Raw genomic sequence first — 9678 nt, 5'->3', positions numbered from 1 at the left:
GCTCCTAAGACCGGGATTTTGGTAACCATGGAAGGCCTGATTACGGCAGAATTGACGGCTGGTCCGCCCCTTCTTTTTCCACTTTCTGCTGCAGCATGTGTTCGCGCTTCATGCCCAGTTTCAGAGCCAGCGCTGATGCAACATAGATGGAAGATGCGGTACCGATGGAAACACCGATAAGCATAGTCAGCGAGAAGCCTTCCAGCACCGGGCCACCGAAGAGGTACAGCATCAGGATAACCATTAAGGTCGTACCTGACGTAATCAATGTACGATGCAGCGTCTGGGTCAGCGACACGTTAAAGATTTCGTAAGGCGTACCGCGACGGATTTTGCGGAAGTTTTCGCGAATACGGTCCGATACCACGATACTGTCGTTAAGCGAGTAACCGATAACCGACATCAACGATGCAACGATTGTCAGGTCAATCTCGATATGGAATAACGACAAAATACCCAACGTAATGATAACGTCGTGCGCCAGCGCGATAACCACCCCCGCCGCCAGTCGCCACTCGAAGCGGAAACCAACGTACACAAGGATAGACAGCAGTGCCGCCATCAGCGCCATGGCGCCGGTCTGCGCAAGGTCCGCGCCCACGCTCGGGCCGACGAACTCAATACGTTTCACCGCCGCGTTCTGATGAGTCGATTCGTTAATCACCTTCAGAACTTTGCTGCCCAGCACCTGGCCGCCAGTTTCGCCTTCAGCAGGCGGCATGCGGACCATGATGTCGTGGCTGCTACCGAAGTTTTGCAGCATCGGCTCTTCAAAGCCGGCTTTCTGCAATGCGTCACGCATCACATCAATTTCAGCCGGTTTTTCGAGCGTAATTTCAATAACCGTACCACCGGTGAAATCCAGCCCCCAGTTAAAGCCGCGCACGCCCATAATGACGATCGAGGCGATTAACAGCAGACCCGAGATGCCGAAAGCCCAGTAGTCCCAGCGCATAAAGTCATAAACTTTACGGCCATGGTTTAGTTGTTCAACAGTATATTCCTGTGCCACATCGCACTCCTCAGATTGACAGCTTCTTGACGCGTTTGCCGCCATATAGCAGGTTTACGATGGCACGCGTACCGACAATCGCGGTAAACATCGACGTCGCCACACCGATACCGGTAGTAATCGCGAACCCTTTAATTGCCCCGGTACCCACTGCGTACAGGATGATAACTTTGATCAGCGTGGTAATGTTCGCATCGAAGATGGAACTGAATGCGCCACGATAACCTTCATCAATTGCCTGCTGAACGGTACGTCCGTTGCTCAACTCTTCTTTAATACGTTCGTTGATCAGTACGTTCGCATCGACCGCCACCGCAAGGGTTAAGACGATACCCGCGATACCCGGCATACTCAGCGTTGCACCTGGCAGCAGCGACATAATACCGACGATCAAGATCAGGTTGGCAATCAGCGCACTGGTCGCAATCAAACCAAACTTCTTGTAGAAGAGGATCATGAACAGAATAGAAACCAGCAAGCCGGCGAGGCATGCTTCCAGCCCCTGTTCAATGTTCTGCATCCCCAGAGTCGGACCAATGGTACGCTCTTCAACAATCTGAATCGGCGCAATCAACGCACCAGCACGCAACAGTAATGAAAGCTGACGCGCTTCGCTCGGGTTGTTGATGCCAGTAATACGGAAGCTGTTACCCAGGCGAGACTGGATGTTGGCGATGTTAATCACCTCTTCCTGTTTCACCAGAACCGCACGACCGTTAGCATCTTTCTTACCGCTGTCTTTGTACTCCACGAACAAAGTCGCCATCGGTTTACCGATATTGTCTTTGGTGAAGTTAGACATGATGTTGCCACCGGCGCTGTCGAGCGAGATGTTAACCTGCGGCTGGTTATATTCATCCTGGCTGGAAGTGGAGTCGGTGATGTGATCACCGGTCAGAATCACACGTTTGTACAGCACAACCGGCTGACCTTCGCGGGTCTGTTTCACTTCAGAGTCGCCCGGTACGCGGCCTGATGCGGCAGCGGCCTGGTCAATATTGGTATTTACCAGACGGAATTCCAGCGTTGCCGTCGCACCGAGAATTTCTTTCGCACGAGCGGTATCCTGAATACCCGGCAGTTCGACCACGATACGATCGGCGCCCTGACGCTGAACCACAGGCTCAGCCACGCCGAGCTGGTTTACACGGTTACGCAGGATGTTAATGTTCTGCTGTACCGCATATTCACGCGCTTCGCTCAGACGCGCATCGCTCATTACTGCACGCAACTGGTTGCTGCCCTGGCTGCTAATCACCAAATCAGGGTGGCGCTTGCTCAGATATGCGATGGCTTCATCACGGGTGTTGGCATCGCGGAAGGTGATGCTCAGGCCGTAGTTATTTTCTTTACGAACGGTAGTATATGGGATGCCTTTTTCACGCAGGTCGCTGCGCAGGCTATCGATATTTTGTTCCTGGAGTTTGCCAAGCGCGGTGTCCATATCCACTTCCATCAGGAAGTGAACCCCGCCACGCAAGTCGAGGCCGAGCTTCATCGGCTCAGCATGAATAGCTGCCAGCCAGCGCGGTGTTGCCGGAGCAAGGTTAAGCGCCACGACGTATTTGTCACCCAGAACGCTCATTAATGCTTCACGAGCGCGCAGTTGAGTGTCAGTGGAGTCGAAGCGCGCAAGAATAGCGCCCTCTTCCAGTGCCACAGACTTAGCAGTTATTTTTTCTTCTTGTAACGTTTTCTGGACCTGGATCAGCGTTTGCTCACTGGCGGCGACTCCGCGCGCGCCAGTGATCTGAACAGCCGGATCCTCACCAAACAGGTTGGGAAGCGCATACAGCAGACCGATGACAATCACCACGATCAGCATGACGTACTTCCACAAAGGATAACGGTTTAACACGGCAATTCCCTTAGGGAAAAATTTTAATTACAGCGCCTTCATGGTGCCTTTCGGCAGAACGGCAGCTACGAAGTCACGTTTAATAACTACTTCAGTGGTGTCATTCAGTGCGATAGCAATGTAGCCGTTTTCCGCTACTTTGGTTACGCGACCGACCAGGCCACCGTTCGTCAGCACTTCATCGCCTTTGGCGATGGAGTCCATCAGCTTTTTGTGTTCTTTGGTGCGCTTCTGCTGTGGGCGCAGGATCATGAAATAGAAAATCAGACCGAAAACCACCAGCATCAAAATCAAAGACATCGGGCTACCTTGCGCCGGAGCACCCGTTGCCGCTACCGCATCAGAAATAAAAAAGCTCATTAAATTTCCCTCATTATTAATATTAATCAACGTTCAAAGGTGGTACTTCTCGCCCCTGACGCTGGTAAAAATCGGTTACGAAGCTCTCTAATTTACCCTCTTCAATAGCCTTGCGTAAACCCGCCATCAAACGCTGGTAGTAACGAAGGTTATGAATGGTGTTGAGTCGCGCGCCTAATATTTCGTTGCAACGATCAAGATGATGCAAGTAGGCACGTGAATAATTGCGACAAGTGTAGCAATCACACTCTGGATCCAGAGGTCCCGTGTCGCTCTTATACTTCGCATTACGAATTTTCACCACGCCATCGGTCACGAACAAATGGCCATTTCGGGCATTACGGGTTGGCATTACGCAGTCAAACATATCGATACCGCGACGCACGCCTTCAACCAGATCTTCTGGTTTACCGACCCCCATCAGGTAACGCGGTTTGTCTGCCGGAATTTGCGGACACACATGCTCCAGAATACGGTGCATATCTGCTTTCGGCTCACCTACCGCCAGACCGCCGACAGCGTAGCCATCAAAACCGATATCCACCAGACCTTTAACAGAGATATCACGTAAATCTTCGTAAACGCTGCCCTGAATAATGCCAAACAACGCATTTTTGTTGCCGAGGCGGTCGAAATGGTCGCGACTACGTTTCGCCCAACGCAGAGACATCTCCATGGAGCGTTTTGCGTAATCCCAGTCAGCAGGATACGGCGTACACTCATCAAAGATCATGACGATATCTGAACCAAGATCGTACTGAATCTCCATCGACTTTTCAGGGTCAAGAAAAATCGGGTCGCCGTTGATGGGATTACGGAAGTGCACGCCCTGTTCGGTAATTTTACGAATATCGCCAAGGCTGAAAACCTGGAAGCCGCCAGAATCGGTAAGGATTGGGCCTTTCCACTGCATGAAATCGTGCAGATCGCCATGCAGTTTCATGATTTCCTGTCCCGGACGCAACCACAGGTGGAACGTGTTACCGAGAATAATTTGCGCGCCAGTGGCTTCAACTTCTTCCGGCGTCATCCCTTTTACGGTTCCGTAGGTGCCAACAGGCATAAAACAAGGCGTTTCCACTACGCCGCGATCGAAAACCAGGCGGCCACGGCGTGCGCGACCGTCGGTAGTGTCCAGTTCAAATTTCATTTTTTCTCCACTACGTCAGAAAAACAGTCCAACGTTTAAACCAGCGCCGCGGAATTACTCCCCGACGCGCTCATTAATTGCCTGCGGATTGTACGTGATAAACATCGCATCACCGTAACTAAAAAAGCGATATTTCTCTTCTACCGCCGCTTTATAGGCGTTCATGGTGTGTTGATAGCCGGCAAATGCTGAAACCAGCATAATCAGCGTCGACTCAGGCAGGTGGAAGTTAGTCACCAGAGCATCGACCACTTTGTACTGGAAACCCGGATAGATAAAAATTTGGGTATCGTCAAAAAACGGTTCGATAAGATCGTTTTTCGCCGCCTGGGCCGCGCTTTCCAGCGAACGAACCGAGGTGGTGCCGACCGCAATCACTCGGTTACCGCGCGCTTTCGCCGCCAGTACCGCATCAACCACATCCTGCGGCACTTCAGCGTATTCCGAGTGCATGATGTGATCTTCAATAGTGTCAACACGTACCGGCTGGAACGTACCCGCTCCCACATGCAGGGTCACGAATGCCATCTCAACGCCTTTGGCGCGTAATTTTTCCAGCAGCGGTTCGTCAAAATGCAGCCCAGCGGTCGGAGCCGCTACCGCGCCCGGTTTTTCGCTATAAACCGTTTGATAAAGTTCGCGGTCGGCATCTTCGTCTGGACGGTCGATGTACGGCGGCAACGGCATATGGCCAATGCTGTTGAGAATATCCAACACCGAGCGCTCATCGTTAAATTCGACTTCAAACAATGCGCCGTGGCGCGCGGTCATTGTGGCGTTGATGCTTTCGTCATCGCCCAGCAGCAGCTCTGCGCCCGGCTTTGGCGCTTTCGAGGCGCGAATATGCGCGAGAATGCGTTTGTCGTCGAGCATCCGCTCAACCAGCACTTCAATCTTGCCGCCGCTGGCTTTACGCCCAAACAGGCGCGCCGGGATCACGCGGGTATTATTAAAAACCAGAAGATCGCCGGGGTTGAGCTTATCGAGTAAATCGGTGAAAGTACCGTGCGTCAGCGCGCCCGTCGGCCCGTCCAGCGACAGTAAACGACAGCTACTGCGTTCAGGCATGGGATAGTGAGCAATCAGAGATTCGGGCAATTCAAAGGAGAAATCGGTAACGCGCATGACACTGACTCAGACTAAAATAAGAGGCGGGTAGTCTAGTGCCGGGGCGCTCTCCCTGCAACCTTTACCCTCCTTGATGGATGACATAATCTATACACAAAATCATTCAAGATGCATCGAGATGGCAACTGAATGAGTCCCCAGGAGCTTACATTAAGTAAGTGACTGGGGTGAGTTAAGGCAGCCAACGAAGAGGCAGTTTGAAGGATGAAGTGTATATGAATTTTTTAGCTCACCTGCATTTAGCCCATCTCGCTGAAAGCTCGCTTTCTGGCAACTTACTGGCTGATTTTGTTCGCGGAAATCCTGAAGAAAGTTTTCCACCCGACGTCGTGGCTGGCATTCATATGCATCGGCGTATCAACGTATTAACCGATAATCTGCCGGAAGTCCGCGAAGCGCGAGAGTGGTTTCGTAATGAAACTCGCCGCGTTGCGCCTATTACGCTGGATGTCATGTGGGATCACTTTCTTTCCCGCCACTGGTCGCAGCTGTCACCCGATTTTCCGTTAGAGGAATTTGTCTGTTATGCCCGCGAGCAAGTGATGACTATTTTGCCGGACTCACCGCCGCGTTTTATCAACCTGAACAATTATTTATGGTCAGAGCAATGGCTGGTGCGCTATCGCGATATGGATTTCATCCAGAACGTGTTAAACGGCATGGCAAGCCGTCGCCCACGTCTGGATGCCCTGCGTGACTCCTGGTACGATTTAGACGCCCATTACGACGCCCTCGAAACCCGCTTCTGGCGGTTTTATCCGTGGATGATGGCGCAGGCGTCACGCAAAGCGTTGTAAGGTATTAGTTCATCCACACCGTGGCCGAAATTGCAGGCAACACAAGAATCCCTTCCGCCAATTGTCCATGCCCTTCCTTGCGTTGCCATTGCGCGACATTAAGCAACGGCGACGCGGGTAACACGACTTCACACGCTTCGCCACGGTTGATCGCCACCAGCACGCGCTGCTGATTCAGCACACGAACAAACACCACCACGTTATCTTCCGCATACAGCACCTGACAGCCGCCACGACGCAACGCCTGACTTTTCTTACGCAGCGCAATCATTCGCTGGTACAGCGCGAATAACGCCGTATCCTGTTTTTCCACCTGCCAGGGGAACGGTTTACGGCAAAACGGGTCTTTTTTGCCATCCAGCCCTACTTCATCACCGTAATAAATGCACGGTACGCCAGGCCAGGTGAGCAGCCAGATCACCGCCAGCGGCAGACGCGCAACATCCCGTCCAAGCAGCGTTTTAAATCGCGCGGTATCGTGGCTGTCGAGCTGATTAAACATGCGTAATTGTTGTTGATGAGAAAGTCCTGCGCGGTAATTATCCATCCAGGCCATACAGGTTTGGGCGTCAATCTGCTGCGGATCATAAGAGATGTCGGTATTGGCGAGAAATCCCCACAACGGGAATGTGAAGCCGCGATAGTTCATGGCGGCATCTTCCACATCGGCCTGTAGCCATTGCCGCGCATCGCCAAAATGCTCGCCCACAATATACGCTTCCGGCTGGGTTTCTTTTGCGGCTTTGGTGATCCCGGCAACATGCTGCAAATTATTGCGTGCGCCCCCCCGCTTCCCCCAGCATATGCACCACATCCAGCCGCCAGCCATCTATATTCCACGGCGCTTTCAGCCAGTGGCGGACAATACTGTCTTCGCCGCGATAAATTTCATTCACCAGACTTTCCGACTGATAATCCAGCTTAGGCAGACTGGCATAGCCCAGCCAGTCAAGCGCCGTGCCATCATCACTAAACGAGTACCAACTGCGCCAGGGAGATTCAGGATTATGGCAGGCTCCACCTGTCCCACTGTTGTGTCGGTCGAACCAGGCATGAGAATCGCCACTGTGGTTAAACACGCCGTCCAGCACCAGCCGCATTCCCTGCTGCTGCGTATTGTGCCGCAAACGCAGTAACGCCCCGTCACCGCCAAATTGCGAATCGACATGGCGATAATCCTCGGTATCGTATTTATGTACGCTCGGTGCTTTAAACACCGGATTAAGATACAGCGCCGTTACACCAAGTTTTTTCAGATACGGCAAGTTATCACTGATACCGTCCAGATCGCCGCCATAGAACGTTGATCCGCTCGCCTGCGCAGTAATCGGTTCCTCCCAATCGCGCAGAATAATCTCCCGCCCGGCCGCATGATGGTAATAGACACGATCCTGCCCAGCTTCGCGAGGAAGGCTACAAGCAAAACGATCCGGGAAGATCTGATAAAAAACCTGATCCGCTACCCATTGTGGGCCAATATCCGGCGCATCGACGGCAAACTGTTCCAGTCGAGCGGGCGGTATACGGCTGAAGCCTTGCGGCGTAAACCAACGCTGGCGATCGTGCCACAGCAATTTAAAGCTATAGCGTCGCCGCGGCTGCCCGCAAGAGAGAGCAATCGCTGCTCGCCATGCCGTTACGCCAGGCTGCGGCTGACTGCGCTGTTTATGCATCGGCACTGACGTTTCTTCGTTATCGTTTTCCGTGCGCAGCATAATGCGTTGCGGCGACTCTTCGCCCATCAGCCACAGTGTAATGAGCAGTTTATCTTTGCTTTGTTTAACAAATGGGGGCACCGGCAGGTGCCATGCATTTAACATCATAATTCCCCTGTGATGAAAATCTGATCACCTTGCCATAGCCTAATGCAGGATCACTCATCATCTTAAGGATATTTGGGGGAGGAGGACGGGGGTGGATAACTTTCGGAATAGCCGGATCAGGATTTGTTCCTGACCCGGTTTACAGTACAGAGGAATTAGTGATTTTCAGCCAGCTGGCGATCGCGGCGGCGTTTAAACATCCAGCCAATCAACAGCACAACAATCCACGCGAAACCAACATACAGAGAGATACGCGTGTCAGGGTGGTAACCAATCAGCCCGATAATAAAGAGCAAGAAAATCAAACCCGCGATAGTTGTTGCCACTCCGCCCGGTACTTTAAACTTCAGCGTCTTAACTTCTTCCGGCGGCAGACGCCGACGAAAAGCAATCTGCGACAACAGGATCATAATCCATACCCACACCGTGGCGAAGGTTGCCAGCGAAGCGATCACCAGGAAAACGTTTTCCGGCATGATGTAGTTCAGGTACACCGCAAACAGCAGCGCAGTGGTCATCACCAGTACCGTGACCCACGGAATACCGCGACGCGAGGTTTTGCTGAAAATTTTCGGCGCGCTGCCCTGCTCTGCCATGCCGTGCAACATACGGCCTACACCAAACACGTCGCTGTTAATTGCCGATAGCGAGGCAGTCAGCACAACAAAGTTAAGAATGCTGGCGGCAAAGGTAATGCCCATATGCTGGAACGTCAGCACAAACGGGCTACCGGCGGTGCCAACCTGATTCCACGGATAAATAGACATAATGACGAACAGCGTACCGACATAAAACACCAGAATACGCATCGGCACGGAGTTAATGGCGCGTGGAATAGATTTCTCCGGCTCTTTCGCTTCACCGGCAGTAATACCAATAATTTCGATACCACCGTAGGCAAACATCACCATTTGCAACGACATGACCATGCCAAGCCAGCCGTTACTGAAGAAGCCGCCGTTGCTCCACAGGTTATGGATACCGGTCGGTTGCCCGCCGTTGCCAATCCCCCAGATGATGATGCCGAAACCAGCGACAATCATGATGATAATGGTGGCAACTTTAAAGAACGAGAACCAGAACTCCAGCTCGCCGAAGACTTTTACGCTCATCAGGTTGATAGCGCAGATGATTAATACCACGCTCAACACCCAAATCCAGTGCGGTACTGTCGGGAACCAGACGCCCATATAAATACCGAAAGCGGTCACATCGGCGATGGCGACGATCAGGATTTCAAAGCAGTAGGTCCAGCCGGTGATATAACCTGCCAGCGGGCCAAGGTTTTCCTGTGCATAGCGCGAGAAAGAGCTGGCGGCCGGATTATGTACCGACATTTCTCCCAGCGCGCGCATAATGATATACGCCGCGACGCCACCGATAATATAGGCCAACAACACGCTCGGTCCGGCCATTTTGATGGCGTCTGCCGAACCGTAAAACAACCCGGTGCCGATTGCTGAACCCAGTGCCATAAAGCGTATGTGTCGGGTACTTAGCCCACGCTTTAGCTTGTTCTTACTTTCCATCAATTCCTAACCCATCAACAC

Annotated in this window: 7 protein-coding genes and 1 pseudogene; 1 reads left to right on the top strand and 7 read right to left on the bottom strand. The window is 52.4% G+C overall.

The features are described 5' to 3' along the window. Positions 1-40: 40 nt before the first annotated feature. The 5 genes from secF to queA are packed head-to-tail and all read right to left on the bottom strand — an operon-like array spanning position 41 to position 5505. Positions 41-1012, bottom strand: a complete 972-nt coding sequence (gene secF, locus EA14781_RS20590) for a protein translocase subunit SecF (RefSeq protein WP_000046649.1) — start codon at positions 1010-1012, stop codon at positions 41-43. Positions 1013-1022: 10 nt separating this feature from the next. After that, positions 1023-2870 (bottom strand): protein translocase subunit SecD, encoded by a 1848-nt coding sequence (gene secD, locus EA14781_RS20585; RefSeq protein WP_000934831.1) that lies wholly within the window; start codon positions 2868-2870, stop codon positions 1023-1025. Positions 2871-2897: 27 nt separating this feature from the next. Next, the gene (yajC, locus tag EA14781_RS20580; RefSeq protein ID WP_000007629.1) at positions 2898-3230 is read right to left on the bottom strand and encodes a preprotein translocase subunit YajC; all 333 of its coding nucleotides are present in this window, start codon (positions 3228-3230) and stop codon (positions 2898-2900) included. 22 nt (positions 3231-3252) lie between these two features. Next, the gene (gene tgt / locus EA14781_RS20575) at positions 3253-4380 is read right to left on the bottom strand and encodes a tRNA guanosine(34) transglycosylase Tgt (RefSeq protein ID WP_000667314.1); all 1128 of its coding nucleotides are present in this window, start codon (positions 4378-4380) and stop codon (positions 3253-3255) included. Between the two features lie 54 nt (positions 4381-4434). Continuing rightward, positions 4435-5505, bottom strand: a complete 1071-nt coding sequence (gene queA / locus EA14781_RS20570) for a tRNA preQ1(34) S-adenosylmethionine ribosyltransferase-isomerase QueA (RefSeq protein WP_001266503.1) — start codon at positions 5503-5505, stop codon at positions 4435-4437. 218 nt (positions 5506-5723) lie between these two features. Here queA and acpH point away from each other — a divergent pair, with 218 nt between their 5' ends. Further along, positions 5724-6305, top strand: coding sequence for an ACP phosphodiesterase (gene acpH / locus EA14781_RS20565; protein WP_001009889.1), 582 nt, complete (start codon positions 5724-5726; stop codon positions 6303-6305). 4 nt (positions 6306-6309) lie between these two features. On the opposite strand, the pseudogene malZ reads toward acpH, so the two are convergent. Together malZ and proY are read right to left on the bottom strand one after the other, a co-directional pair. Next, a pseudogene (gene malZ, locus EA14781_RS20560) lies at positions 6310-8128 on the bottom strand (maltodextrin glucosidase). Positions 8129-8283: 155 nt separating this feature from the next. Next, on the bottom strand, positions 8284-9657 hold the full coding sequence (proY, locus tag EA14781_RS20555; protein WP_024164633.1) for a proline-specific permease ProY: 1374 nt from the start codon (positions 9655-9657) through the stop codon (positions 8284-8286). Positions 9658-9678: the final 21 nt, after the last annotated feature.

The organism is Escherichia albertii NBRC 107761 = DSM 17582 (assembly GCF_000759775.1).
Taxonomy (GTDB): Bacteria; Pseudomonadota; Gammaproteobacteria; order Enterobacterales; family Enterobacteriaceae; genus Escherichia; species Escherichia albertii.
Note: the sequence above shows the minus strand (reverse complement) of the source record. Positions and strands in the feature narration are given on the sequence as shown.